Source organism: Pseudomonas sp. AC136, from assembly GCF_979258585.1.
Genome location: NZ_OZ409865.1, coordinates 5,008,848 through 5,035,806 on the forward strand (window position 1 = coordinate 5,008,848; position 26,959 = coordinate 5,035,806).

Annotated in this window: 25 protein-coding genes; 23 read left to right on the top strand and 2 right to left on the bottom strand. The window is 61.5% G+C overall.

Going from position 1 to position 26,959, the window contains the following annotated elements; genetic code table 11:
• Nucleotides 1-15: 15 nt before the first annotated feature.
• Nucleotides 16-1,299 (bottom strand): arsenic transporter, encoded by a 1,284-nt coding sequence (locus ACZZZU_RS22460; protein WP_122496927.1) that lies wholly within the window; start codon nt 1,297-1,299, stop codon nt 16-18.
• 308 nt (nt 1,300-1,607) lie between these two features.
• Nucleotides 1,608-3,002: a DUF1254 domain-containing protein gene (locus tag ACZZZU_RS22465; protein ID WP_122496929.1), complete on the bottom strand. Its 1,395-nt coding sequence runs from the start codon at nt 3,000-3,002 to the stop codon at nt 1,608-1,610.
• Between the two features lie 114 nt (nt 3,003-3,116).
• Between ACZZZU_RS22465 and ACZZZU_RS22470 the strand changes: the two genes are divergently transcribed.
• The 23 genes from ACZZZU_RS22470 to fliP all read left to right on the top strand — a co-directional run bounded on the left by ACZZZU_RS22470 (nt 3,117) and on the right by fliP (nt 26,952).
• Nucleotides 3,117-3,662, top strand: coding sequence for a WG repeat-containing protein (locus ACZZZU_RS22470; protein ID WP_463551856.1), 546 nt, complete (start codon nt 3,117-3,119; stop codon nt 3,660-3,662).
• A gap of 193 nt (nt 3,663-3,855) precedes the next feature.
• Nucleotides 3,856-5,919, top strand: a complete 2,064-nt coding sequence (gene dnaX, locus ACZZZU_RS22475) for a DNA polymerase III subunit gamma/tau (RefSeq protein ID WP_463551857.1) — start codon at nt 3,856-3,858, stop codon at nt 5,917-5,919.
• A 27-nt stretch (nt 5,920-5,946) separates the two neighbouring features.
• Nucleotides 5,947-6,273 carry a YbaB/EbfC family nucleoid-associated protein gene (locus ACZZZU_RS22480; RefSeq protein ID WP_122451450.1) on the top strand — a complete coding sequence of 109 codons (327 nt, stop codon included), beginning with the start codon at nt 5,947-5,949 and terminating at the stop codon, nt 6,271-6,273.
• A gap of 228 nt (nt 6,274-6,501) precedes the next feature.
• A complete protein-coding gene (recR, locus tag ACZZZU_RS22485; RefSeq protein WP_122451451.1) occupies nt 6,502-7,101 on the top strand; it encodes a recombination mediator RecR in 600 nt (199 codons plus the stop codon).
• A gap of 87 nt (nt 7,102-7,188) precedes the next feature.
• Complete coding sequence (locus ACZZZU_RS22490; RefSeq protein WP_277342763.1) at nt 7,189-7,698, top strand: sigma-70 family RNA polymerase sigma factor; 510 nt, start codon at nt 7,189-7,191, stop codon at nt 7,696-7,698.
• Nucleotides 7,695-8,648 carry a FecR domain-containing protein gene (locus ACZZZU_RS22495; RefSeq protein WP_463551858.1) on the top strand — a complete coding sequence of 318 codons (954 nt, stop codon included), beginning with the start codon at nt 7,695-7,697 and terminating at the stop codon, nt 8,646-8,648. Before ACZZZU_RS22490 ends, ACZZZU_RS22495 begins: the two co-directional genes overlap by 4 nt.
• 113 nt (nt 8,649-8,761) lie before the next feature.
• Nucleotides 8,762-11,260, top strand: a complete 2,499-nt coding sequence (locus tag ACZZZU_RS22500) for a TonB-dependent siderophore receptor (protein ID WP_463551859.1) — start codon at nt 8,762-8,764, stop codon at nt 11,258-11,260.
• A gap of 131 nt (nt 11,261-11,391) precedes the next feature.
• On the top strand, nt 11,392-12,540 hold the full coding sequence (locus ACZZZU_RS22505) for an acyl-CoA dehydrogenase family protein (RefSeq protein ID WP_463551860.1): 1,149 nt from the start codon (nt 11,392-11,394) through the stop codon (nt 12,538-12,540).
• A 936-nt stretch (nt 12,541-13,476) separates the two neighbouring features.
• Entirely contained in the window at nt 13,477-13,806 is a 330-nt protein-coding gene (fliE, locus tag ACZZZU_RS22510) for a flagellar hook-basal body complex protein FliE (RefSeq protein ID WP_122496946.1), read from the top strand.
• Nucleotides 13,807-13,876: 70 nt separating this feature from the next.
• Entirely contained in the window at nt 13,877-15,673 is a 1,797-nt protein-coding gene (gene fliF / locus ACZZZU_RS22515) for a flagellar basal-body MS-ring/collar protein FliF (protein ID WP_463382275.1), read from the top strand.
• A complete protein-coding gene (gene fliG, locus ACZZZU_RS22520; protein ID WP_122496950.1) occupies nt 15,666-16,682 on the top strand; it encodes a flagellar motor switch protein FliG in 1,017 nt (338 codons plus the stop codon). The genes fliF and fliG overlap by 8 nt, the downstream gene beginning before the upstream one ends.
• 8 nt (nt 16,683-16,690) lie before the next feature.
• Complete coding sequence (fliH, locus tag ACZZZU_RS22525; RefSeq protein WP_463551861.1) at nt 16,691-17,509, top strand: flagellar assembly protein FliH; 819 nt, start codon at nt 16,691-16,693, stop codon at nt 17,507-17,509.
• Nucleotides 17,499-18,857, top strand: coding sequence for a flagellar protein export ATPase FliI (fliI, locus tag ACZZZU_RS22530; protein ID WP_122496954.1), 1,359 nt, complete (start codon nt 17,499-17,501; stop codon nt 18,855-18,857). Before fliH ends, fliI begins: the two co-directional genes overlap by 11 nt.
• A gap of 25 nt (nt 18,858-18,882) precedes the next feature.
• Complete coding sequence (fliJ, locus tag ACZZZU_RS22535; protein WP_463382277.1) at nt 18,883-19,335, top strand: flagellar export protein FliJ; 453 nt, start codon at nt 18,883-18,885, stop codon at nt 19,333-19,335.
• A gap of 89 nt (nt 19,336-19,424) precedes the next feature.
• Entirely contained in the window at nt 19,425-19,730 is a 306-nt protein-coding gene (locus ACZZZU_RS22540) for an STAS domain-containing protein (RefSeq protein ID WP_122496958.1), read from the top strand.
• 4 nt (nt 19,731-19,734) lie between these two features.
• Nucleotides 19,735-21,438 (top strand): SpoIIE family protein phosphatase, encoded by a 1,704-nt coding sequence (locus ACZZZU_RS22545; protein ID WP_463551862.1) that lies wholly within the window; start codon nt 19,735-19,737, stop codon nt 21,436-21,438.
• A gap of 30 nt (nt 21,439-21,468) precedes the next feature.
• Nucleotides 21,469-21,828, top strand: a complete 360-nt coding sequence (locus ACZZZU_RS22550) for an Hpt domain-containing protein (RefSeq protein WP_122496960.1) — start codon at nt 21,469-21,471, stop codon at nt 21,826-21,828.
• 154 nt (nt 21,829-21,982) lie between these two features.
• Nucleotides 21,983-23,284, top strand: a complete 1,302-nt coding sequence (locus ACZZZU_RS22555; RefSeq protein WP_122496962.1) for a flagellar hook-length control protein FliK — start codon at nt 21,983-21,985, stop codon at nt 23,282-23,284.
• 380 nt (nt 23,285-23,664) lie between these two features.
• The gene (fliL, locus tag ACZZZU_RS22560) at nt 23,665-24,222 is read left to right on the top strand and encodes a flagellar basal body-associated protein FliL (protein WP_122496964.1); all 558 of its coding nucleotides are present in this window, start codon (nt 23,665-23,667) and stop codon (nt 24,220-24,222) included.
• A gap of 39 nt (nt 24,223-24,261) precedes the next feature.
• Nucleotides 24,262-25,227 (top strand): flagellar motor switch protein FliM, encoded by a 966-nt coding sequence (fliM, locus tag ACZZZU_RS22565; protein WP_122496966.1) that lies wholly within the window; start codon nt 24,262-24,264, stop codon nt 25,225-25,227.
• A gap of 58 nt (nt 25,228-25,285) precedes the next feature.
• On the top strand, nt 25,286-25,747 hold the full coding sequence (gene fliN, locus ACZZZU_RS22570; protein WP_122496968.1) for a flagellar motor switch protein FliN: 462 nt from the start codon (nt 25,286-25,288) through the stop codon (nt 25,745-25,747).
• Between the two features lie 3 nt (nt 25,748-25,750).
• On the top strand, nt 25,751-26,200 hold the full coding sequence (fliO, locus tag ACZZZU_RS22575) for a flagellar biosynthetic protein FliO (protein WP_122496969.1): 450 nt from the start codon (nt 25,751-25,753) through the stop codon (nt 26,198-26,200).
• Nucleotides 26,200-26,952 (top strand): flagellar type III secretion system pore protein FliP, encoded by a 753-nt coding sequence (gene fliP / locus ACZZZU_RS22580; protein WP_122496971.1) that lies wholly within the window; start codon nt 26,200-26,202, stop codon nt 26,950-26,952. Before fliO ends, fliP begins: the two co-directional genes overlap by 1 nt.
• Nucleotides 26,953-26,959 lie beyond the last annotated feature (7 nt).

The window sequence follows — 26,959 nt, forward strand, 5'->3', positions numbered from 1 at the left end:
ACGCCTTGAGTGCTGTCAGCCGCCCAGGCGCACGGCCAGGGCGGCGAGGGTGATCAGCAGCACCGGCAAGGTCAGCACGATGCCGACCTTGAAGTAATAACCCCAGGTAATGCGAATGCCTTTGCGCGCCAGCACGTGCAGCCATAGCAAGGTGGCCAGGCTGCCGATGGGGGTGATTTTCGGGCCCAGGTCGCAGCCGATGACGTTGGCGTAAATCATCGCTTCGCGTACCACGCCAACGGCGGCGGAGTCTTGAATCGACAAGGCGCCGATCAGCACGCTGGGCAGGTTGTTCATCACCGATGACAGCAGTGCCGTGGTCACGCCGGTGCCCATGGCCGCAGCCCACACGCCGTGTTCGGCAAAATAATTCAGCAGTTGCGTCAGGTAGGCGGTAAGGCCGGCGTTTTTCAGGCCGTACACGACCAAATACATACCCAGCGAAAACACCACGATTTGCCACGGTGCGTCGCGCAGCACGCGGCGCGTGGGAATCACGTGGCCATGGGCGGCAACGGCGTACAGCGCGGCGGCGCAAACGCCGGCGATCACGCACACCGGAATGCCCAGCGGTTCCAGCGCAAACAAGCCGATCAGCAACACCACCAGCACGCCGACGCCGACGGCAAAGGTCGGCCGGTCGCGAATGGCATCGGCCGGCAGCTTGAGGTCTTCGGTGGCATAGGCGAGCGGAATGTCGCGGCGAAAAAACAGGTACAGCACGCCCAGCGTGGCGGCCACGCTGACCACGTTCACCGGCACCATGACGGCGGCGTAGTCGTTGAAGCTGAGCTTGAAATAGTCGGCCGAGACGATGTTCACCAGGTTCGACACCACCAGCGGCAGGCTGGCGGTATCGGCGATAAAGCCGGCTGCCATCACAAATGCCAGGGTCGCAGCGGGGGAAAAGCGCAGGGCCAGCAGCAGGGAAATAACGATGGGCGTGAGAATCAGCGCCGCGCCGTCGTTGGCAAACAAGCCCGACACCGCCGCCCCCAGCAGCACGGTAAAGGCAAACAGTCGCCGGCCATTGCCCCGCGCCCAACGCGCCACATGCAGCGCCGCCCACTCGAAAAAGCCCGCTTCATCGAGAATCAGGCTGATCACGATCAGGGCAATAAAGGTGGCGGTGGCGTTCCAGACGATTGCCCACACCGTGGGAATGTCATGCAGCCCGACCACGCCAAACGCCAACGCCAGCAGCGCGCCGACCGACGCCGACCAACCGACGCCGAGGCCTTTGGGCTGCCAGATAACCAAGAGCATGGTGAAGGCGAAGATGAGGAAAGCGGTCAGCATGGTTCGGCTCGGGCGGGGACGGGTGGGCGATATCAGCGTATTTCGTGCGGGTTCGCAAGCGCCGTTCTCTGGGGCGCGTGGCTGCGGGCGTGTGGTCGAAGTGGCTTGGGAACGGGGGGCGCTAAAAGCATCGCGGCTGAAGCCGCTCCTACAGGGTGACGCGGGATTTTTGGAGGCGTGGTCCGGTTCGGAATTCTGGATCCCCGCGTTCGCGAGGATGACGGTGGTTGTGGCGGGAACTTTCGTTATTTCTGCATGGGCGGTGGTTTGCCCATTCAGAATTCAGGCTTGCTGTCTTTGCGCAGCGGCTACGGTTGCACCGTAATGACCGGCGGCTTCCACTGGCCGTTGGCCACTTCGGGTTGGGGTTGGTACAACCGCAGCACGCCGTAAAACGGGCCGGGCGGCACGGGCAGCCAGTTGCTTTCAAGCGCAATGCCCGGCGTTAGGCGTTGCAGGTATAAGGTCAGCCCGCCATCAGGGTCGCGTTGCAGGCGGTTGAGCATTCGCGAGTTCACCAGGTAGCGGTTGAGGCGGTTGTCGATCAGCAGTTTGGTGTTGGCGTCGTACAGCGTCAGCGACCAGAACGCATCCACGGGCGGCAAGTCGTCCTTGGCGAAGTGCAGGGCGTATCGCTTGCGCAGGCCATTAAGCGGTTGCTGGTATTCGTCGTTGAAGTAGCCGATGAAGTTCGCTTCATCGGCCGAGGCGGCAAACAGCGCAACGGCGGCGCCGGCGTATCGGCCCAGGTAATTGTTGGCCAAATGCTCGCGGTCGCCGAACAGCTCGGTGGTGGGAATCAGCCCGGTGTCGACCTCCGAACTCTTAAACGCGGCGAATTCGGCCCGCGCCGCATCGATACCGGCTTGCAGGGCTTTGTATTGCGTGGCCGTCAGCCGGTCTTCGATAAATGGCTGGTCGCTGTCGATGCCGATATTGGCAAAGCGCCGACGCAGGCCGACTTCAGAAGGGTGCGGCGGTGCAAAGCGCAGCAGAAAATCCATCAGCCGAAAGGCCGTCGGCGTGGCAGTGGTGTCGGGGCTTGGCACCGGCCAGTCGAGCCTTGGCGCCGTGGGCCGGGCCTCCAGCTTGAGGTAGCTGCTCAGCGGTTTCAGGGTGTAACCCTGCTGCACGCGGCGCATCTTGGCCATATCGCTGGGGTCGAACAGTTGGGTGCGATAGAGCGCATACACAAGGCTGCTTTCGCTGCGGATTACCTGGTCAACGTCTGCCGGCGTTGCACCTTGCCAGTCGGGTCCCGCGATCAAGTAGCGGCCGCCTTTGCGCCCGGTGGTGCGGCTGCCGAGGTAGGCAAAATTGTGGGTGAAAATATCGGTCAGTTGCACCGAGAAGTAGCGGTTGCTGTCCACTGCCGGCAAGGTCATGACGATGGGTTCGGCGCGCAGATCAAGCCAGGCGAACGAGTAACGGGTGTCGGCAATGGGTGACTGCACCGCCGTGGTTTTGCCGTTGTAGACATCGCTGTTGTGCGACACCCGATTGAATGGTGCCTGGTACGCCGTGCTTTCGGTGTCGACGGCTTGGATATACAGCGTTTTGTACAGCTCAAGCATGGGATAGCCGTAAATGTAGGCGTCTTTGGCAATGGCCTCGGCTTCCAACGGCTCAACTTTTACTTCGGCTTGCGCGCTACTGCCCAGCGACAGGCTTAGGTACAGCGCAAACAACGCAAGTGATTTCATGCAGGGCGCCTGTAGCAGATGGGGGCGGTTTCACGTATTCGCTGCACTACCATTGTCGAACCGTCCTGGCTTCAGGGATAAAGAGCAGCGTTCCGTTAAGGGGGTTCCGTGTATATGTCTAGCATTCCCGCCGCACTCTTGCGCTCGGCGCTGATATTTGTGCTTTTTATCAGCGGCGCGCAGGCAGCCGAGTGGCCGCTGCAGTGCTTTTATTCGCCGGGCGATAGCGACGAAGGCCTGACCCCATTCGAACACTGCGCCCGACGCACCAGTACCTCTGTGGAACTGGCGCCTGAACATTTCAAACGCATGGACTTCGACAAAAACGGCCTTGCCAGCGTGGGCATCGACGGCGAGATGTACTACATCAACCGCCAGGCCAAGCTTCTGCATGTGCTGACCTTCGACAACGGCGCCGACTATTTCGAAGAGGGGCTGGTACGCGCATGGGTGAACGGCAAGGTCGGCTATTACGACGTAAACCTGAACCCCGTTATTGCAGCCACCTTCGACTGGGGCACGCCCTTCGAACAAGGCCGCGCCCAAGTGTGCCAAGGCTGCAGTCGTGGCCCGTCCGACGGCGATGGGCATTGGGCAATGGGCGGCGGGAAGTGGGGCGTTATCGACCGCACGGGGAAACTGGTGGAGCCGTTGCGTTAGGCCCCTCCCTGTAGGATCGAGCTTGTTCGCGAAGCTTTTTTGATTGGGCCGCCCCCTCGCTGCCACCGAGAATGGACATATCAACGCGTTAAGCCACGACCTGCCGGGCTGTGTGCCAAGTCGGATGCAATTTGCCCCGTGCTCCGCTAGGATTAGCCCCACTTTTCTTGCCCCCCAGTTGCGACGGTTTTCGATGAGTTATCAGGTTCTTGCACGTAAATGGCGTCCGCGCTCGTTCCGCGAAATGGTCGGCCAGACCCATGTGCTCAAGGCTCTGATCAACGCGCTGGACAGCCAGCGCCTGCACCACGCCTATCTGTTCACCGGCACCCGCGGGGTGGGCAAAACCACCATCGCGCGCATCATTGCCAAGTGCCTGAACTGCGAAACCGGAATCAGCTCTACGCCGTGTGGCACCTGTTCGGTGTGCAAAGAGATTGATGAAGGCCGCTTTGTCGACCTGATCGAAGTCGACGCCGCCAGCCGCACCAAGGTGGAAGACACCCGCGAGCTGCTCGACAACGTGCAATACGCGCCCAGCCGTGGCCGCTTCAAGGTCTACCTGATCGACGAAGTGCACATGCTGTCGTCGCACTCGTTCAATGCCTTGCTGAAAACCCTCGAAGAGCCGCCACCCCACGTTAAATTCCTGCTGGCCACCACCGACCCGCAGAAGCTGCCCGTCACCATTCTTTCCCGCTGCCTGCAGTTCTCGCTGAAGAACATGCCGCCTGAGCGTGTGGTCGAGCATTTGACCCACGTTCTGGGCGTGGAACAGGTGCCGTTTGAAGACGACGCCCTGTGGTTGCTGGGCCGCGCCGCCGATGGTTCGATGCGCGACGCCATGAGCCTCACCGACCAGGCGATCGCCTTTGGTGAGGGCAAAGTGTTGGCCGCCGACGTGCGGGCCATGCTCGGCACGCTGGATCACGGCCAGGTGTACGGCGTGTTGCATGCGCTGCTGGAAGGTGACGCGCGGGCGCTAATCGAAGCGATTCGGCACCTGGCCGAGCAGGGGCCGGACTGGGCTGGCGTGCTGGCAGAAATTCTTAACGTGTTGCACCGCGTCGCCATCGCCCAGGCGTTGCCGGAAGCGGTGGACAACGGCCAGGGCGACCGCGACCGCGTGTTGGCACTGGCTCAGGCATTGCCTGCCGAAGACGTGCAGTTCTATTACCAGATGGGCCTGATCGGCCGCCGCGATTTGCCGCTGGCGCCGGACCCGCGTGGTGGCTTTGAAATGGTGCTGCTGCGCATGTTGGCCTTCCGCCCGGCGGATACGGGCGATGTGCCGAGGGTGGCGCTAAAGCCACTCGGGATTAGCCAGGCCACTGCTGATCCCCGACCTAACCCAGTGGCCGGCGCAGCTATGGCCGCGCCGGTTGCTCCTATTGCAGCGCCTGAACCGGTCGCGCCAGCGCCGGTCCTTGAGCCACAGGTTGTTGCGCCTGAGCCGGAACCTACGCCTGTTGCTGCCCCGGTTGAGTCTCAACCCGAGCCCAAGCCGGAACCCGAAGCCGTTGCCGCCGCCCCCATCGATTTGCCCTGGGAAGAGCAGAAGCCTGCGGCCGTTGCCCCTGTTCCGGTTCCCGAACTGATCGCAGTGCCTGCCGAGGTCGCCCCGGCGCCGCTGATGCCGGCGCCTGCGCCGGTCGCCGTGCAAACTGAAGCCGCCGTGGTCATCAATACACCAGCCGATGTCAGCGACGACGATGACGACGAGCCGCCACCCGGCGATGACGATTACTACATTGCCGAAGGCGAAACCGACGCCTATCTCGATGCGCTGGATTCCTTGGGCATTGACGCCCCAGCCCCGGCAGACCTGGCGCCATTGCCTGCCGCCAAACCGGCCACGGGTCTGGCTGCCGAGTGGCTGGAGCTGTTTCCGCGTCTGGGCATTACCGGCCTGACCGGCAGCATCGCTGCCAACTGCAGCCTGGTGGCAGTAGACGGCGACACCTGGACGCTGCACCTGGACCCCGGCCAAAGCGCGCTCTTTAATGCAACCCAGCAGCGGCGTTTGAACGAGGCGCTGGATGCCTACCACAAGCGTCCGATCAAACTGGAAATCGAGCTGCGCACGCCCGAGCAGGAAACCCCGGCCCAGGCCGCAGCCCGCAAACGCGCCAATCGCCAGCGCTCGGCGGAGGCGTCGATTCATGACGATCCGCTGATCAAAGAAATGATTCAGCAATTCGCCGCGACCATTCGCGACGGCACCATTGAGCCTGTGGACGCCCCCGTGGCGTCGTGAAGCATTACTTAACCTGAGGTGATTCCCATGATGAAAGGTGGCATGGCCGGCCTGATGAAACAGGCGCAGCAGATGCAAGAAAAGATGGCCAAGATGCAGGAAGAACTGGCCAACGCCGAAGTGACCGGCCAAGCCGGCGCTGGGCTGGTGAGCGTGGTGATGACCGGGCGTCATGACGTCAAACGCATCACCCTCGACGACAGCCTGATGCAGGAAGACAAGGAAGTGCTCGAAGACCTGATCGCCGCAGCCGTTAACGATGCCGTGCGTAAGGTTGAGCAAAGCAGCCAGGAGAAAATGGGCGGCATGACCGCCGGCATGCAACTCCCCCCCGGCTTCAAAATGCCTTTTTGATTGATCGACGCGCCCATGCGATGCACAGGGCGGCGTTGCCGGTGAACTCGGCGTCCTCATGGGCTTGAGCCCACTGCGGGGCCTCGCTCACCGGCGCCTTGCCCTGTACAAGCACTGGATTTTGTAGGAGCGGCTTTAGCCGCGATGCTCTTGATGCAAAAAGCATCGCGGCTAAAGCCGCTCCTACGAGAGTTACCCGCTTTTTCTTACGGTATTGGATTTCCTTCAATGAGCTTTAGCCCGCTGATTCGCCAACTCATCGATTCGCTGCGCATTCTTCCCGGCGTCGGGCAGAAGACTGCCCAGCGCATGGCGTTGCAGATGCTCGAGCGTGATCGCAGCGGCGCATTGCGCCTGGCGCAGGCGTTGACCCAGGCGATGGAGGGCGTAGGCCATTGCCAGCAATGCCGCACGCTCAGCGAAGATGCGATTTGCCAGACCTGCCAGGATCCGCGCCGCGACGACAGCATTCTGTGCGTAGTGGAAGGGCCAATGGATGTGAACGCGGTCGAGCAGACGGGCTTTCGTGGCCGCTACTTCGTGCTCAAGGGCCATCTCTCGCCGCTCGACGGCCTGGGTCCGGAAGCCATTGGCGTGCCGGAACTGCTGGCGCGCATCGAGGCGGGCAGTTTCGCCGAGGTCATTCTCGCCACCAACCCGACGGTGGAAGGCGAAGCCACGGCCCATTACATCGCGCAGTTGCTCAGCAACAAAGGCCTGATCGCCTCGCGCATTGCCCACGGCATGCCACTGGGCGGCGAGCTGGAGCTGGTCGATGGCGGCACCCTGGCGCACGCGCTGGCGGGGCGGCGGCCGATCAATCTGTAGTTTTCCAGGGCAGCACATCTAGAGCTAGCAATTCGCGCTTGAGAAGAATTACCATTTGCGCATTAATCTTGAGCAATGGATCTTCAGGTGCAGTCACACACCGCTGAGCAATCCCTGCAGCAGCTTTACCGCGAGCATCATGGCTGGCTGAGCGGCTGGCTGCGCAAGCGTCTGGGCTGCGCCGAGAATGCGGCGGACCTGGCTCAAGACACCTTCCTGCGCGTGCTCAGCAAAGACAGCGACCTGCCGACGCTGCGCGAGCCGCGCGCTTACTTGTCGACCATCGCCCATTCGCTGCTGGTGAACTTCTGGCGCCGCCAAGCCCTTGAGCGCGCCTATCTCGACGCCCTGGCCGCCCAGCCCGAGCACTACGCGCCCTCGCCGGAGGAGCGCGAATTGATTATGCAAACCTTGCTGGCCATCGACGCCATGCTGCTGCGCTTGCCGAGCAAGGTGCGCCAGGCGTTCCTGTGGTCGCAGCTGGATGGCCTGACCTACGCCGCCATTGCCACGCGCTTGCAGGTGTCCGAGCGCATGGTGAAAAAGTACATGGCGCAGGCCATGCTGCATTGCCTGATGCTGGAGCAGGGCGCATGACTTCGCCGACGCTCGACTATGCAGTGCTGCAACAGGCCGCCGACTGGTTTGCCACCTTGAGTGACGGTGGCGTCAGCGAGCATCAACGCCAAGCGTGGCGCTTGTGGCTGGCGGCCAGCCCGGACCACGCCGCCGCGTGGCAGCGGGTACAAGCCATTAGCGGCCAGTTTGAACGCTTGCCCAGCGAGCGCCGCCGCGCAGCCGCCCAGGCGCTAAGCGTCGCGGGCCAGAGCAGGCGCCGGGCGATTGGCATGCTGGCGTTGCTCTGCGGTGGCGGCGTGTTAGGCCTGGCCACCGTTCGCCGCAGTACCTTGCAAGCGTGGGTGGCAAGCGAACGTACGGCGGTCGGCGAAGTGCGCGAAACGCGCCTGGCCGACGGCACGCAGCTGTGGCTCAACAGCAACAGCGCCGCCGACATCGACTACAGCCCCAGCCTGCGTCGCGTGCAGTTGTTCCGTGGCGAGCTGTTGCTCGAAAGCGCCCACGACAGCTTGCGCCCGCTGGTGGTCGATACGCGGCAAGGGCGTCTGCGGGCGCTCGGTACGCGCTTTAGCGTGCGTCAGGGCGAGGGCATCACCCAGCTCAGCGTTTTCAACGGCGCGGTAGAAATTACGCCGGCAGCGGGCGGCGCAATCCGGGTAATCGAGGCCGGCCAACAGCTGCGTTTCGGCGCTTCAGGCGATGGCGCGGTGCAGCTCGCCGAGGCCGGGCGCCAAGCCTGGAGCAAGGGCGTGCTGCTGGCCGACAACATGCGCCTGGGCGATTTCATTTCCGAACTGGCCGAGTACACGCCGGGGTATCTGGGCTGCGATCCGGGTATTGCCGATTTACGCCTGGTGGGTGCTTATCCGCTGGCCGACCGCGAGAAAATTTTCGCCGCCTTGCAAACCAGTCTGCCGGTGCGCATTCGCCAGCGCACGCCCTGGTGGATCACCGTTGAGCCGGCCTAGCACCGCGCCGGAAAAATATATTCAATCGGCGGTTCCCCTTTTTGCCGTTCGCTTGGCTTCAGGTGCATAGGGCATGCGCAACGCGTGCAGCCACCCACCAAACGGAACAGTTCATGGCTTCGAATACCTTCCCGTTAGCTGTCACCAGCCGCCGTCTGCGCCCGGCTGTGCGCCTGGCGCTGCTTGCACTTCCCATGACGGTCATGGCGCCGCTTGTGGTCCAGGCCGCCGACGTGCCGGCCAGCCAGCAAACCGTACGCAGTTACCAGATTCCGGCCGGGCCGCTGTCGTCCGCATTAAGCCGTTTTGCTGCCGAGGCGGGCGTGCTGCTGTCGGTGGACGGCCGCTTGACCGAAGGTAAAACCACGCCGGGCCTGCAAGGCAGCGTCAGCGTCAGCGAAGGCTTCGATCGCCTGCTGGCGGGCAGCGGTTTGCGCGTAATTGGCGACGGCCTGGGCGGCTACAGCCTGAGTGGCGGCGATAGCGGGGCGGCGGTGGAGTTGCCGGCAGCTTCGGTGAAGGCGTTCGCCCTGGGCAACGCCCTCGGCAGCATGGAAGGCTACAACGCCACCCACAGCAGCGTGGCGACCAAAACCAGCAAGGCGCTGGTGAATACCTCGCAGTCGGTGTCGGTGGTTACCCGCGAGCAAATGGACGATCAGGGCTCGCAAACCGTGTCCGAAGCTATTCGTTATGTGCCCGGCGTGCTGACCAATCCGTACGGCGCTACCCATCGCTACGACTACGTGGCCATGCGCGGCTTCAACGACGGCTCGGTCGACAACATCATCGTCGACGGCCTCAAGTCGATGAGCGACGCCGGCACCTACAGCAGCCTGCAAGTCGACCCGTACTTCATCGAGCGCATCGACGTGCTCAAAGGTCCGTCTTCCGTGCTGTACGGCCGCAGCAACCCCGGCGGCCTGGTGGCGCTGACCACCAAGCGGCCGAAGTTCGAGGCCAGCAACGAGGTGCAGCTATCCGCCGGCAGCCACGACTACAAAGCGCTGGGCTTCGACTCCACCGGGCCGCTGACCGACAACATCGCGTACCGCTTGGTGGGCTTTGCCAAAGACACCGACACCCAGTTCGACTACACCGAGGAAACCCGCTACACCCTGATGCCCAGCCTGCTGGTCAACTTCAGTGAAGACACCTCGTTGAATGTTTACGCCTATTTGCAGAGCGACCCGCAAGCTGGCTACCACGGCGGTTTGCCAGCCTCGGGCACGCTGTACACACGCAACGGCAAGCGCATTTCCACCTCGTTTTTCGAAGGCGAACCGGACAACGACACTGCCAAGCGCGAGCAGCAAATGTTCGGCTACGAGTTGCAGCACCGCTTCAATGACGTATGGAGCGTGCGGCAAAACTTCCGTTACCTGGATTCGGACCTGGAGCAGAAACAGGTCTACGCCTACGGCTATGCGGCGGGCGATGAGCTGTACCGGCCGTATTCGGCAGCGGATGAGAAGCTGCATTCCTGGATCGTCGACAACATGCTGCAAGCCGAATTCTTCACCGGCGCCGCCGAGCACACGGTGGTCACCGGCCTGGACTACCAGCGGATCAAAAACGTCGTCGACTGGCCCTACGGCACGGCCAGTACGCTGAACGCCTTCGACCCGCAATACGGCGACGACAGCATCACCTTCACGCCCAACTTCCAGCTCAACAGTTATCTGCGCCGCAAAGAGCAGACCGGCGCTTACGTGCAGGACCTGATCGAACTCGACCGTTGGAATATCTCGCTGGGGCTGCGCAAAGACTGGTTTGACGTGTCGGAAGAAAACCGCGTCGATGAATTCAGCGCTACCACCGGGCTGGTGAACCGTCCGGCCGGTACCGAGAATTCGCTGACCGACAGCAAAGTCACCGGCCGCGCGGGCGTGCTGTATCAGTTCGATAACGGCATTGCGCCGTATATCAGCTATTCCGAGTCGTTCAATCCGTCTACCTACAGCGATGCGGCCGGCAGTCTGATCGAGCCGTCGGAAGGCAAGCAGTGGGAAGTGGGTTTGAAATACCAGCCGACCGACACCGACGATTTGTACACGCTGTCGCTGTTCGACATCCGTCAGGAAAACGTGGCGACCAAGCTGGCCAACGAGAACTTCTACCGCAACGCTGGCGAAGTGGAATCCAAAGGCGTCGAGCTGGAAGGGCGTCTGCACGTCACCGACCACCTGCGCCTGCTGGGCAGTTACACCTACACCAAGGTCGAGTACGCCAAGAGCTACTTCAGCTTTGACAGCTTCGGCGTGGAGAGCGACGTGAAGGGCAACACGCCGTCGCAAACCCCGAAACATATGGCGAGCCTGTGGGCCGATTACCGCTTTGACGGCACCGGGCTTGCCGGACTCGGTGTAGGCGCTGGCGTGCGCTACGTGGGCAAAAGCTGGGCGGATGCGGAGAACACCGTTTATGTGCCGTCGTACACGCTGTATGACGCGTCGGTGAGTTACGACTTTTCCGAACTGAAGGGCACCTCGGTTCGGGTCAACGCCAACAACCTCACCGACGAGAAGTACGTGGCCTCGTGCGGCAACCTCAACTTTTGCTATTACGGCGAAGAACGCAACGTGATGGCGACCGTTATTCAGAAGTTTTGATTGGGCCAGCTTTGTTGGCGAAGCCCAACGAAGACCCACGATCTCGACTTTTGGCCGAACTGCCGCCTGATCCCTGTTGAAAACCAAGCAAGCGCTCGGTAAGGTCGGCCAAACCTTTCCGAGAGCTCGCCATGTCTGCCTTTCAAGAATACTTCGACGACTCGCACCAGCTGGTTCGCGACTCGGTACGCCGGTTCGTTGAGCGCGAAATCCTTCCTTATGTGGCGGAGTGGGAAGAGGCGGAAAGCTTTCCTCGCGAGCTGTACCTGAAAGCTGGGGCCGCGGGCATCTTGGGGATTGGTTACCCGGAACAGTTTGGCGGCAGCCATGAAGGCGACCTGTTCGCCAAGGTCGCGGCCAGCGAGGAATTGATGCGTTGCGGCTCCGGTGGCCTGGTCGCCGGCCTGGGCTCGCTGGATATCGGCCTGCCGCCAATTCTCAAATGGGCCCGCCCCGACGTGCGCGACCGCGTGGTGCCGCAAGTGCTCAGCGGCGAAAAAATCTGTGCGCTGGCCGTTACCGAGCCCAGCGGCGGTTCCGACGTGGCCAGCCTTAAAACCCGCGCCGTGCGCGACGGTGATTTTTACCGCGTGACGGGCAGCAAAACCTTTATCACCAGCGGCGTACGCGCGGATTACTACACCGTGGCCGTGCGCACCGGCGGCGAAGGCTTCGGCGGCGTCAGTTTGCTGATGGTGGAGAAGGGCACGCCCGGTTTCACCGTGGGCCGGCAACTGAAGAAAATGGGCTGGTGGGCGTCGGACACCGCCGAGCTGTTTTTCGACGACTGCAAAGTGCCGGTGGGCAACCTGATCGGCGCCGAGAACATGGGCTTTGCCGGCATCATGGCCAACTTCCAATCGGAGCGGCTGGCGCTGGCGATCATGGCCAACATGACTGCCGAGCTGGCGCTGCAAGAATCCCTGAACTGGGCCAGGCAGCGCGAGGCGTTTGGCAAACCCATCGGCAAATTCCAAGTGCTGAAACACCGCTTGGCGGAGATGGCCACGCAGCTGGAAGTGTCCCGCGAATTCACCTACCGCCAGGCGGCGAAGATGGCGGCGGGCAAGTCGGTGATTAAAGAAATTTCCATGGCCAAGAATTTTGCCACCGACATTGCCGATCGCATCGTTTATGACGCGGTGCAAATAGCGGGGGGCATGGGCTTTATGCGCGAGAGCTTGGTGGAGCGGCTGTATCGCGATAACCGCATTCTTTCTATTGGGGGAGGGACGCGTGAGGTGATGAACGAGATTATTAGTAAGCAGATGGGGATTTAGGGTTGGGGCTAGAGCGCCGGCTTCGGCTTTTGCGCTCGGCCCGAGACTCTGGATCCCCGCGTTCGCGGGGATGACGGTGGGCTTAAGAAAAACTCCGTCCTTCCCGCGAAGGCGGCGGTGCGACGATTCCAGAGTTTCGGATGGGTCTTTGGTCGCTAATCAAAGCTAGTGCTGGGCTTCGCCATTGGCTTACGAGCTAACCCGACTTCAGTTTTGCGCTTGGCTTGAGACTCTGGATCCCCGCCTGCGCGGGGATGACGGTGTCGTCGTAGAGACCATCGTCATTCCCGCGAAGGCGGGGATCCACAAGGATGACGGTGGGCTTAAGAAAAACTCCGTCATTCCCGCGAAGGCGGCCCTCCACAAGGATGACGGTGAACTTAAGAAAAACTCCGTCATCCTCGCGAACGCGGGGATCCAGAGTTTCGGACTGGTCTTCGGTCGTTAATCAAACCTACCCAGCCATGGGGGCTTCGCCGCCTGCGGAATGACCCATCCTACGAGCTAAAACCCGACTCCCGTTTTCGCGCTCGGCTTGAAACTCTGGATCCCCGCCTGCGCGGGGATGACGGTGTCGTCGTAGAGACCATCGTCATTCCCGCGAAGGCGGCCCTCCACAAGGATGACGGTGAACTTAAGAAAAACTCCGTCATCCTCGCGAACGCGGCGGTCCGACGATTCGGGATCCAGAGTTTCGGACCAATCTCCGGTCTTTAATCACACCCACCCCCCAGTGTTGGGCTTCGCTTTTGGCTTACGGCCAGAAACCAAGAGCATCGCGGCTAAAGCCGCTCCCACAGGGGAGGGTGGTTTTACCAACAAAAGCATCCCGATCCTCAAACTGTGTAGTCCCTTTCCTCTTTTGGCACCCTTGTTGCAATCACCCGGTTACCTACCGCATTGCGTCAAAAAACCTGCGGTCACCGGAGAAGCGTCATGAGTCAGGGTGTCGAGTTCAATCGCCTAATGTTGGAAATGCGCTCCATGCAAATGGAGGCCATGGCCCGTCCTAAAGTCGCGGCAGCACCGGCAGAAGTCGGGGCGCCGAGCTTTTCGGACATGCTCGGGCAAGCGGTCAACAAGGTGAACGAAACCCAGCAAGCTTCTAGCCAACTGGCCGAAGCCTTCGAAATCGGCAAAAGCGGCGTGGATATCACTGACGTGATGATCGCCTCGCAGAAGGCCGGCGTGTCCTTCCAGGCCATTACGCAGGTGCGCAACAAGCTGGTTCAGGCGTACCAGGACATCATGCAAATGCCCGTCTGAGTGGTTGGCGTTACAGCAAACTCAGGGCCCGCAGCGGGTTAAGCAGCAAGACGCAACAGTGAGTTAAGACATGGCAGAAGCAGCGATCAGCAACGTACCCGTCAAGGCAGATTCCAACGAGCCCAAGAAGCCGCTGTTCGGCTTGGCGTTCCTGGATAACCTGTCGCAGATGACCATGCTGCGGCAGGTTGGCCTCTTGGTCGGTCTGGCGGCCAGCGTGGCCATCGGCTTTGCCGTGGTGCTGTGGTCGCAACAGCCGGATTACCGTCCGCTGTACGGCAGCCTGGAAGGTATGGACGCCAAACAAGTGACGGAAACCCTCACCGCCGCCAATATTCCGTACACCATGGAACCGAATTCTGGCGCGCTGCTGGTTAAAGCCAGCGACGTGTCCCGTGCCCGCCTGCAACTGGCGCAGGCCGGTGTGTCGCCGCGTGATGCGAACATCGGTTTTGAAATTCTCGACGGCGAGCAAGGGCTGGGCACCAGCCAATTCATGGAAGCCACCCGTTATCGCCGGGGTTTGGAAGGCGAGTTGGCGCGCACCGTGTCGAGCCTGAACAACGTTAAAGCGGCCCGCGTGCATTTGGCCATTCCGAAAAGCTCAGTGTTCGTGCGTGATGAGCGCAAGCCTAGCGCCTCGGTGCTGGTGGAGCTGTATCCGGGTCGCGCGCTGGAGCCGAGTCAGGTAATGGCCATCGTTAACCTGATCGCCACCAGCGTGCCGGAACTGAGCAAATCGCAAATTACGGTGGTCGACCAGAAAGGCAACCTGCTCTCCGACCAGCAAGAACTGTCCGAGTTGAGCATGGCCGGCAAGCAGTTCGATTACAGCCGCCGCATGGAAGGCATGTTCAGCCAGCGCGTCGACAGCATTCTGCAACCGGTGTTGGGCGCCGGCCGTTACAAGGCTGAAGTGTCGGCCGACGTTGATTTCAGCGCCGTCGAGTCGACGTCGGAAATGTTCAACCCCGACCAGCCAGCGCTGCGCAGCGAGCAGAAAGTAAACGAAGAACGCTCCAGCGCCGCCGGCTCGCAGGGTATTCCCGGCGCCGTCAGCAACCAGCCGCCAGGCCCGGCCTCTGCGCCGCAACAAGCGGCCGCCGCTGCGCCTGCGCCCGCCGGCCCGATCGCCGCTGGTCAGCCGCTGCTCGATGCCAACGGCACGCAGATCGTCGACCCGGCCACTGGCCAGCCTAAACTCGCGCCTTATCCGGCCGACAAACGCGAACAAGCCACCCGTAACTATGAGCTGGACCGCTCCATCAGCCACACCAAGCAACAGCAGGGCCGTTTGCGTCGGCTTTCTGTCGCGGTGGTGGTGGACGATCAGGTGAACGTGAACGCACAGACCGGCGAGACCACACGCACGCCGTGGAGCGCCGCCGATCTGGCGCGTTTTACCCGCTTGGTGCAGGACTCGGTGGGCTTCGATGCCGCCCGTGGCGACAGCGTCAGCGTGATCAACTCGGCATTCGCGGCCAGTCAGGGCGAAGAAATCGAGTCGATTCCGTTCTACACCCAGCCCTGGTTCTGGGATGTGGTGAAGCAAGTACTGGGCGTGCTGTTTATTCTGGTACTGGTATTTGGTGTGCTGCGTCCGGTGTTGAACAACATTACCGGTGGCGGCAAGAACAATGCACTGGGCAATGACGGTCACGGCGGCGATGTCGACCTGGGCGCCATGGGCGGGTTGGACGGCGAATTGTCCGCTGATCGTGTAAGCCTTGGTGGACCCGCGAGCATCATGCTGCCGAGTCCGTCCGAAGGTTATGATGCGCAACTGAATGCGATTAAAGGTCTGGTAGCCGAAGACCCGGGTCGCGTGGCACAAGTGGTTAAAGAGTGGATCAACGCCGATGAATGACAACCGCGCCCCCGCCAAGCTGACCAAGGTCGACAAGGCGGCGATTCTATTGCTCTCCCTCGGCGAGACCGACGCCGCGCAAGTGCTGCGTCACCTCGGTCCCAAGGAAGTGCAAAAAGTCGGCGTGGCCATGGCGCACATGCGCAACGTGCAGAAAGAGCAGGTTGAGCAGGTGATGGGCGAGTTCGTCGAAACCGTCGGCGACCAGACCAGCGTGGGCGTCGGCGCCGACAGCTACATCCGCAAAATGCTCACCCAGGCGCTGGGCGAAGACAAAGCCGGCAGCCTCATCGACCGCATTCTGCTCGGCGGCAGCACCAGCGGCCTCGACAGCTTGAAGTGGATGGAGCCGCGCGCGGTGGCCGACGTCATTCGCTACGAACACCCGCAAATTCAAGCCATCGTGGTCGCCTACCTCGACCCCGACCAGGCCGGCGAAGTGCTCGGCCACTTCGACCATAAAGTGCGTCTGGACATCGTGCTGCGCGTGTCGTCGCTCAACACCGTGCAACCGGCGGCGCTCAAAGAACTCAACCAGATTCTCGAGAAGCAATTCTCCGGCAGCGCCAACACTTCGCGCGCCACCATGGGCGGCGTCAAGCGCGCGGCCGACATCATGAACTTCCTCGACAGCTCGGTTGAAGGCCAACTGATGGACTCGATCCGCGAAGTCGACGAAGACTTGTCCTCGCAGATCGAAGACCTGATGTTCGTGTTCGACAACCTGGCCGATGTCGACGACCGTGGCATCCAGGCGCTGCTGCGCGAAGTATCGTCCGACGTGCTGGTGCTGGCGCTCAAGGGCGCCGACGAAGCGATCAAGGAAAAAGTCTTCAAGAACATGTCCAAACGTGCCGCCGAGCTGCTGCGCGACGACCTCGAAGCACGCGGTCCGGTGCGGGTCAGCGACGTCGAAGCGGCGCAAAAAGAAATTCTCACCATCGCCCGCCGCATGGCCGAAGCCGGGGAAATCGTCCTCGGTGGTAAAGGCGGCGAAGAAATGGTTTAAGGCACAGCATGAGCAACAAGGAAGGCCCCAGCGAGCTGATTCGCGCCAAAGACGTCAGCGGTTTGGCCCGCTGGGCGCTGCCCAGTTTCGACCCCGAAGGTGAACAGCCTGCCGAACCGTTGACGCCGCCGCCCAGCGAACACAGCGCCGCCTCCGCCGCACCTGAGCCGGAGGTGAACGCCCAGGGCGAAGAGGTGCAGATCGAGGATGTCAAACCCTTGACGCTCGATGAGTTGGAGGTCATCCGCCAGGAGGCTTACAACGAGGGCTTCTCAACCGGCGAGAAAGACGGCTTCCGTTCCGGGCAGGTGAAAGCCAAACAAGAGGCCGACGCCGCTCTGGCGGCTAAAGTGGCCAGCCTTGAACAGGTCATGGCGCAGTTGTTCGATCCCATCGCCGAGCAAGACCAGAAGCTCGAAGTGGCGCTGGTGCAGTTGGTCAGTCAAATGACGCGCCAAGTCGTGCAGCGCGAGCTGACCATCGATTCCACGCAAATCCGCCAAGTGCTGCGCGAGGCGCTGAAGCTGTTGCCCATGGGCGCGGCCAATGTGCGCATTCATATTCACCCGCAGGACTTTGAGTTGATCAAAGCCCTGCGTGATCGCCATGAAGAAACCTGGCGCATTCTCGAAGACGAAACCTTGCAGCCCGGCGGCTGCCGTGTGGAGTCCGAGCAATCGCAAATCGACGCCACCATCGAAACCCGCTTGGCGCAGATGCTCAAGCAACTGTTCGAGCAGCAGCGCGAACAGGCGACCTCGCCAGCCGAACCGGATATCCAGATTGATCTGGACGGCGACGCGCCAGAGGTTATTCATGCGACTTGAGCGCCTGAGCTTCGCCAAACGCATGGCGGGCTACAGCGAGGCGATCCAGTTGCCGGCCCAGCCGATCGTTGAAGGGCGTCTGTTGCGCATGGTCGGCCTCACCCTTGAAGCCGAAGGCTTGCGCGCCGCGCTGGGCAGCCGCTGCCTGGTGATCAACAACGGCAGCTATCACCCCGTGCAGGTTGAAGCCGAAGTGATGGGCTTTGGCGACGGCAAAATTTACCTGATGCCGGTCGGCAGCCTGGCCGGCATTGCACCGGGCGCGCGGGTGGTGCCGTTGCCTGACTCCGGCCGCTTGCCGATGGGCATGACCATGCTCGGCCGGGTGCTCGACGGCACCGGGCGGGCCTTGGACGGCAAGGGCGGCATGAAAGCCGAAGACTGGGTGCCGCTCGACGGCCCGACCATCAACCCGCTCAATCGCCACCCCATCGACACCCCGCTGGACGTCGGCATTCGCAGCATCAACGGCTTGCTCACCGTCGGTCGCGGCCAGCGCCTGGGCCTGTTCGCCGGTACCGGCGTGGGCAAGAGCGTGCTGCTGGGCATGATGACCCGCTTCACCAACGCCGACATCATTGTGGTGGGGCTGATCGGCGAACGGGGTCGTGAGGTGAAGGAGTTTATCGAACACATTCTGGGCGAGGAGGGCATCAAGCGCTCCGTGGTCGTTGCCTCGCCAGCGGATGACGCGCCCTTGATGCGCCTGCGCGCTGCCATGTATTGCACACGCATCGCCGAGTACTTCCGCGACAAAGGCAAGAACGTATTGCTGCTGATGGACTCGCTCACCCGTTTCGCCCAGGCGCAGCGGGAAATCGCCCTGGCCATCGGTGAGCCACCGGCCACCAAGGGTTATCCGCCGTCGGTGTTCGCCAAGCTGCCCAAGCTGGTGGAACGCGCCGGGAATGCCGAAGCCGGTGGTGGCTCGATCACCGCCTTCTACACTGTGTTGTCAGAGGGTGATGACCAACAAGACCCCATCGCCGACTCGGCGCGTGGTGTGCTCGATGGCCACTTCGTGCTGTCGCGGCGCTTGGCCGAAGAAGGGCATTACCCGGCCATTGATATTGAAGCGTCCATCAGCCGGGTAATGCCGGCGGTGGTCGACGCTGACCATATGCGCAACGCCCAACGCTTTAAGCAGTTGTGGTCGCGCTACCAACAAAGTCGCGACCTGATCAGCGTTGGCGCCTACGTGCCCGGCGGCGATCCGGAAACCGACCTGGCCATTTCCCGGCACGCCGCGATGGTCAATTACCTGCGCCAGGGGCTTAACGACAATGAAAGCCTGCAGCAAAGCAAAGACGCACTCGCAGCGGTATTCGCACCCGCGCCGCCGCGCTGATGGGTTGCTAAGGACGTTGTACTAAATGGCGTTGCCAAGCAGAGCGTCACGTCTGGCCCCGGTGGTCGACATGGCCGAACGCGAAGAGCGTGAAGCCGCACGGGCCCTGGGCCAATGCCAAACCCTGATGAACCAGGCCGAAGGCAAACTCAGCGACCTGCACCGCTACCTGGGCGATTACCAGCAGCAGTGGATTACCGAAGGCCGCAACGGCGTGTCGGGGCAGTGGATGATGAACTACCAGCGCTTTCTGGCGCAGCTGGAAACCGCCATCAAACAGCAGAACCAGAGCGTCGACTGGCACCGCACCAACCTCGATAAGGCCCGCGAGTTGTGGCAGCAGAAATACGCGCGGCTCGAAGGGCTGCGCAAGCTGGTGCAGAAGTACATGGACGAAGCGCGGGTGGCCGCCGACAAGCGCGAGCAGAAATTACTCGACGAGTTATCACAGCGTTTACTGCAACGTGAGCGTGATTGAATTCAGCTGCTAGAGTGAGGAAAAGCCACAACCGTTTGTTTTTTCTTATTTATAAATAACCAGATTCATTTGGGGTAGGGGAGCTTCTCATGGCCATCACTTCATTACCGTCTGACGACGGGCAAGAGCTGACCATCCGCATTCAAGGACGTTTCGATTTTGGCACCCATCAGGCGTTTCGCGACTCTTACGAGCGCGTGAACGTAACGCCCAAACGCTATGTGGTCGACCTGGACCACACCACCTATTTGGATAGCTCGGCGCTCGGCATGTTGCTGCTGTTGCGTGACCATGCCGGTGGCGACAACGCGCAGATCAGCCTGGTGAATTGCAACGCCGACGTGCGCAAAATTCTCGCGATCTCCAACTTCGAACAGCTGTTCAAGATCATCTGACACCATGCCGCTGGATCCGCGCCTGTCCGTACTGATTGCCGAAGACAACGCGGCCGACCGCATGTTGTTGTCGAGCATCATCAGCCGTCAGGGCCATCGCGTCATCACCGCCGCCAATGGTTTGGAAGCGGTGGCGATGTTCGAGCAGGAGCGGCCTGACCTGGTGCTGATGGACGCCTTGATGCCAGTGATGGACGGCTTCGAGGCGGCGCGACGGATCAAACTCAAGGCCGGCGAAGCGCTGGTGCCGATCATCTTTCTCACCTCGCTGACCGAGGGCGAAGCGCTGGTGCGCTGCCTCGACGCCGGCGGCGACGACTTTCTGGCCAAGCCTTACAACCGCGTCATTCTCGAAGCCAAGATCAAAGCCATGGACCGTCTGCGCCGGTTGCAGGCCACCGTGCTGGAACAGCGCGACCTGATTGCCCGGCACAACGAGCACCTGCTCACCGAGCAGCGCGTGGCCAAAGCGGTATTCGACAAAGTGGCCCACTCGGGCTGCCTGAACGCGCCCAACATTCGTTACCTGCAATCGCCGTTTGCGGTGTTCAACGGCGACCTGCTGCTGGCCGCGTTCAAGCCCTCGGGCGGTATGCATGTGCTGCTCGGCGACTTCACCGGCCACGGCTTGCCGGCCGCAATCGGCGCCATGCCGCTGGCCGAAGTGTTCTACGGCATGACTGCCAAGGGATATTCGCTGACGGAAATTCTTCGCGAGGTAAACGCCAAGCTCAAACGCATTCTGCCGGTGGGCGTGTTCTGCTGCGCCACGCTGCTTAACATCAGTTTTCAGCGCCGCGTGTGCGAAGTGTGGAACGGCGGTCTGCCGGACGGTTACCTGCATCGCATCGCTACCGGCGAGCGTTTGCCGTTGGTGTCGCGGCATTTGCCGCTTGGCGTGCTGGACCCGGCGGACTTCAAAGACGCCTGCGAAATCTATCCGATGGAGCTGGGCGACCGCGTGTTCCTGCTCTCCGATGGCGTGCTGGAAACGGCCAATCCGGGCGAGCAGATGTTTGGCGAGTCGCGGCTGCTGAATGTATTCGCTGCCAATCGCCAACCCGACCTGCTGTTTGAGGAAATCCAGCAAGCGCTCACCGCCTTTCGCGGTGAGGCGCATGACGACGTCAGCATGGTTGAAGTGTGCATGGTCGAACCCGACTCCTTGCCGCGCCCGGCACTGGCATTTGTCGACAACGGCCACAGCAGCCCGCTGGACTGGGCCGCCAGCTTCGAATTCCGCGCGCAAACCCTCAAACGCTTCAATCCTTTGCCGTTCCTCTTGCAACTGCTGCTGGAAGTGCACGGCCTGCGTTTCCAGGGTGGCGCGTTATACAGCGTGCTCGCCGAGCTGTACTCCAATGCCCTTGAACACGGCGTGTTGGGTTTGGATTCACGGCTCAAATGCGATGCCGCCGGCTTTGCCGAGTACTACCGCCAACGCAGCCTGCGCCTGGCCGAGCTGGACCACGGCTACGTGCGCTTTCACTTGCAACTGCTGCCCGAAGCCAACGGTGGGCGCCTGGTGGTCAAGGTCGAAGACAGCGGCCCCGGCTTCGATGTGTCGACCATTCTGGAACGCCAGCGCACCGCGCAAAGCTTGTCAGGGCGCGGGCTGAGCCTGATCCGTCGGCTAAGCGACCGCTCGACCTGGGCAGACGACGGACGCGGGGTGAGCGTGGAGTTCTCGTGGATCGATCAGGCATAATCTTGAGCGTTTTGCTCAGGGAGCGTTCCGGTGGCTGACATTCATCTCGACAGTGCGGTATTGGCCGGCCTACAGGACATCATGGAGGCTGAGTATCCCTTGCTGCTGGATACCTTTATCGCCGACTCCGAAGAACGCCTACGCCTGCTCCACCAAGCCCTCGCCAACAACGATGCCCACGAACTGCGCCTGGCGGCCCACAGCTTTAAAGGCAGCTGCAGCAACATGGGCGCGCCGCTGTTGGCGAACCTGTGCAAGCAATTGGAAGACGATTCGCGCAGCGCCACCGTACTGGCGGATGCGCCTGCGGTGCTGGAGCAGATCGAACGGGAATTCGCCATTGTGCGCATTTTGCTGAAGTCCGAGCGTCAGCGGTTTTCGTCGTTGTAAGAGCCAGCTTGCTGGCGAACCCTGCAAACCTCGTTCAGCGCCTTTTCCACGGTTCGCCAGCAAGCTGGCTCCTACGCAAAACACGGGCGACGCAAAGTTGGCCCATCCCTTGCTATCTCTCCATCACGACCCACCCGCACGGAGAGAGTGCTAAATGTCCGTTGCCTCAGATCCACTTCTGAATTCCGCCCCTGTGGCCAAGCCGCAAGCAGCGCCTGCAAAGTCTCAGCCTAAACAGGCCGAGCCCAGCAAGGACGATGCTTCCAGCTTCGCCAAGGTGTATGCCAAGGAGCGTCAGGACAAGGCTGTCGACCGTAATGAAGCGGCCGCCAAGTCCAAAAATGCCAAGTCCAACGACAAGGCTGACGACAGCAAACCCGCCGAGCAAACTGCTACAGCGGCAACCACGGACGAGCCGGCCGTTGCCGATAGCGGCAATCCCTTGCCGACCGAGCCGGCAGTCGGCGAGCCGGTAATCGATCCGATGATTCTGCTGGCCATGGCCGGGCAGCAGATGCAGCAGCCGACCACCGAAGACACGGCGCTGCCGACCACGGGGGAGGGCGAAGAAACGCTCGACATTCCGTTGTCGCTCACCGGCATGGTGACGCCACAAATCACGCAAACCGAAGACACCGGCCACGACCCGCAAGTGGATGCCATGAGCGAGTTGCCGGGCGTCGACCTGGTGCTCGACCTGGCGGCCAAGGCGCAAGCGGCGAATCAGAAGGGCGGCAGCAATCCATCCGCCGCCCAGGCTGGGCAAACCGGTGGCCAGGATTTCGCCGCTGCCATGGCGCAGCTGACGGGCAAAACCGAAGGCGGCGAAAGCCAGATTACCGACGAGCTGGGTTTGCTGGATAACGGCAAAGACAGCATCGAGGCGTTGAAAGACAGCAGCGTCGATGTGCCCAGCGATTCGTTTGCCAACAAGCTCAGCGCGTTGAATCAGGCGGTCAATCAGCAGGTCACCCAGGCGCAGCGCACGCCGCTGGTGCCAGGCGCGCCGGTGTCGATGCAGCAGGGCGTGTGGACCGAAGACGTGGTCGACAAAGTGATGTGGATGTCCAGCCAGAACCTGAAATCGGCCGACATTCAGCTCGATCCGCCAGACCTTGGCCGCCTGGAAGTGCGCATCAACATGGCTCAGGACGCCGCCACCCAAGTGACCTTTGCCAGCCCGCACATGGCGGTACGCGATGCGGTGACAGAGTCCATGCACCGCCTGCGTGAGATGTTCACGCAGCAAGGCATGACCATGGACGTCAACGTGTCTGATCAGTCGCTCAATCGCGGCTGGGCCGGGCAGAACGGCGGCGACGGCCAGCAGAGCCGTGGCGGTTCCAGCAATAGCGGTTTCGGTGGGGGCGATGAGGAAATCAGCGTCGGCACCAGCGAAATTCGCAGCAACGGCGCCGTGACCGGTGGCCGTGGTCTGGTGGACTACTACGCCTAAGCTGACACTGGCGGCGGCCGGGTCGCCAGGCGCATGTGATCTAGACTGACAACGCCCGCTTACTGATTCGGTAAGCGGGCGTTGTCGTTTCTGCCGCATTTTTTCAGTGACAGCGCCAGACGCGGCTGATATATCGCTGCGCCCGTTGCGTTAGAACCAACGCTGAAGTTGGGCTTCAGACCTGTACTAGGTGGGCAATTGCATTAAACGGTCTGTGTTGTAGGTAGTTTCCCAGAGCGTCCTCCGCTATGTTTGCTGTACTGCTGGCAGCAATTGTCGTGCAAACAGCTTGTTAGCACTCGTGCCTGGCAAGCTGGCATAACACTTGCTCCTAACCCTTTGAACACGGATAGATTTCCGATCAGTGACGGATTATTGGCATGGCTAAGAAAGAAAAAGCAGCAGCACCAGCGGCCGATGGCTCCGCACCGCCTCCCGGCAAGGGCAAGCTGAAGCTGATCATCCTGATTGTGGTCGGCCTGCTGATCGCCATCGGTGGCTCGGTCGGCGCCACCTGGTTTTTGATGCACAAGAGCGCGCCGGCTGCCGAAGCGGCAAAGGAAGGCGAGCACGGCGGCGCCGAAGAGGGCAAAGGCCCGGACGGCAAACCGCTGAAGAAAGAAGCCATTTACGAAGTGTTGGCGCCAGCCTTTGTGGTGAACTTCAACGTCAACGGGCGCCAGCGGTATATGCAGGTCAGCGTCGCCTTGATGGCGCGCGATAAAGATAAAGTCGACGCGCTCAAGGCCCATATGCCGGTGCTGCGCAATAACCTGGTGTTGCTGTTTTCGGGGCAGAATTTTGACAACCTGACGACGCCGGTCGGCAAGGAAATGCTCCGTCAGTTGGCCACTGCCAGCGTGCAGGAACTGGCGAAGAAAGAAGTGGGCGATACCACGGTCGAGCAAGTGTTGTTCACCAATATCGTTCTGCAATAAACCCGTTATTCAGTCACCGTCTTTCAGTAGGTAACGCAGATGGCCGTCCAAGACCTGTTATCCCAGGATGAAATCGATGCCCTGTTGCATGGTGTCGACGACGGCGCGGTGGAAACCGAAGACGCCGCCATCCCCGGCAGCGTCAAAAGTTACGACCTCTCCAGCCAGGACCGCATCGTGCGCGGGCGCATGCCCACGCTGGAAATGATCAACGAGCGGTTCGCGCGCTACACCCGTATCAGCATGTTCAACCTGTTGCGCCGCTCGGCCGACGTCGCCGTGGGCGGCGTGCAGGTGATGAAGTTCGGCGAGTACGTGCATTCGCTGTACGTGCCGACCAGCCTCAACCTGGTGAAGATGAAACCGCTGCGCGGCACCGGCCTGTTCATTCTCGACGCCAAGCTGGTGTTCAAGCTGGTGGACAACTTCTTCGGCGGCGACGGCCGTCACGCCAAGATCGAAGGCCGGGAATTCACCCCCACCGAATTGCGCGTGGTACGCATGGTTATCGACCAGGCGTTTATCGACCTCAAGGAAGCCTGGCACGCGGTGCTGGATGTGAACTTCGAGTACATGAACTCGGAAGTAAACCCGGCGCTGGCCAACATCGTCAGCCCCAGCGAAGTGGTGGTGGTGTCGACCTTCCACATCGAGTTGGACGGCGGTGGCGGCGACCTGCACGTGACCATGCCGTATTCGATGATCGAACCGATTCGCGACATGCTCGACGCCGGCTTCCAGTCCGATGTCGACGACCAGGACGAGCGTTGGGTCAAGGCCCTGCGCGAAGACATCCTCGACGTCAGCGTGCCCTTGGCCGCGACCATCGCGCGCCGTCAATTGAGGCTGCGCGACATCCTGCATATGCAGCCCGGCGATGTGATTCCCGTGGACATGCCCGAAGAAATGATCATGCGGGCCAGCGGCGTGCCGGCCTTCAAGGTCAAGCTCGGCGCCCACAAAGGCAACCTGGCCTTCCAGGTGCTGGAACCGATTGAACGCTGAGCGATTGCGCCAGCTTTAAACCCATTAGCACCACCGAATAATGCAAGGCGAGGAACACATGGCAGACGAAGAAGAAACCTCCCCGGAAGAGCAGGCACTGGCAGACGAATGGGCGGCTGCGCTCTCTGAGGCCGGTGACGCTAACCAGGACGACATCGACGCGATGCTCAACCAGAGCGCCGGCGAGAGCAGCGCGCCGCGCGCCTCGATGGAAGAGTTCGCCAGCTCGCCAAAAAACAACCTGCCGGTGAGCCTGGAAGGCCCGAACCTGGATGTGATTCTCGACATTCCGGTGTCCATTTCCATGGAAGTGGGCAACACCGAAATCACCATCCGCAACCTGTTGCAGCTCAACCAGGGCTCGGTGATCGAACTTGATCGCCTGGCCGGTGAACCGCTGGACGTGTTGGTCAACGGCACCCTGATCGCCCATGGCGAGGTGGTGGTGGTCAACGAGAAGTTCGGCATCCGCCTGACAGACGTGATCAGCCCAAGCGAACGCATCAAGAAGCTGCGCTAAACCATGAACAGATTGTTTCCCCACCGCTTGGCGGCGCTGCTGGCTGCGGCGTTGCCGCTGCTGGCCAGCGCGGCCGAGCCGGGCAAAACCCTGGCCACGCCCATGGCCGAAGGCAGCATGGGTGGTCAGCTGGTTCAGGTGCTGCTGGGTTTGCTGCTGGTGATCGGCATGATTTTCGTGCTGGCCTGGCTGCTGCGCCGCGTGCAGCAGATCGGCCCGCGCGGCGGCCAGGTGATCAAACTGGTTGCCAGCCAACCGCTTGGCCCGCGTGAGCGGCTGGTGCTGGTGCAGGTGGGCAATGAGCAAATTCTGCTGGGCCTTACGGCCGGGCGCATTACCCCGCTGCACACATTGAAAGAGCCGGTTTACGTGGCCGACCCCCAAGCCGCCACGCCGGAGTTCGCCCAGCGCCTGATGGAGCTGTTGGGCAAGGATCAGAAGGACAAACCGTGATGAGTCTGTTGCGCCTGCTGCTGGCGATTGGGTTGAGCCTGGCGGCACCTCTGGTTCTGGCGGCCGATCCGCTGACCATGCCTGCCATCACCATGACCACCAACCCGGCGGGACAGCAGGAGTATTCGGTCAGCCTGCAGATTCTGCTGCTGATGACCGCGCTGACGTTTATTCCCGCGTTCGTCATGCTGATGACCAGCTTCACCCGCATCATCATCGTGTTCTCGATTCTGCGTCAGGCCTTGGGCTTGCAGCAGACGCCCTCGAACCAGATTCTCACCGGCATGGCGCTGTTTCTGACCATGTTCATCATGGCGCCGGTGTTCGATCAGGTGAACCGCGATGCCTTGCAGCCGTATTTGAACGAGCAGATGACCGCCCGCGACGCGATTGCCAAGGCCGAAGTGCCGGTTAAGAACTTTATGCTGGCGCAAACCCGCTCCTCGGATCTTGAGCTGTTTATTCGGCTGTCCAAGCGCACCGACATTCCCTCTGCCGACCAGGCGCCGCTGACCATTCTGGTGCCGGCGTTCGTAACCTCGGAGCTGAAAACGGCGTTCCAGATCGGCTTTATGATCTTTATTCCGTTCCTGATCATCGACCTGGTGGTCGCCAGTATCCTCATGGCCATGGGCATGATGATGCTGTCGCCGCTGATCATTTCGCTGCCGTTCAAAATCATGCTGTTCGTGTTGATCGACGGTTGGGCCCTCATCATTGGCACCTTGGCCAGCAGCTTCGGCGGCACTTAGCCGAGCC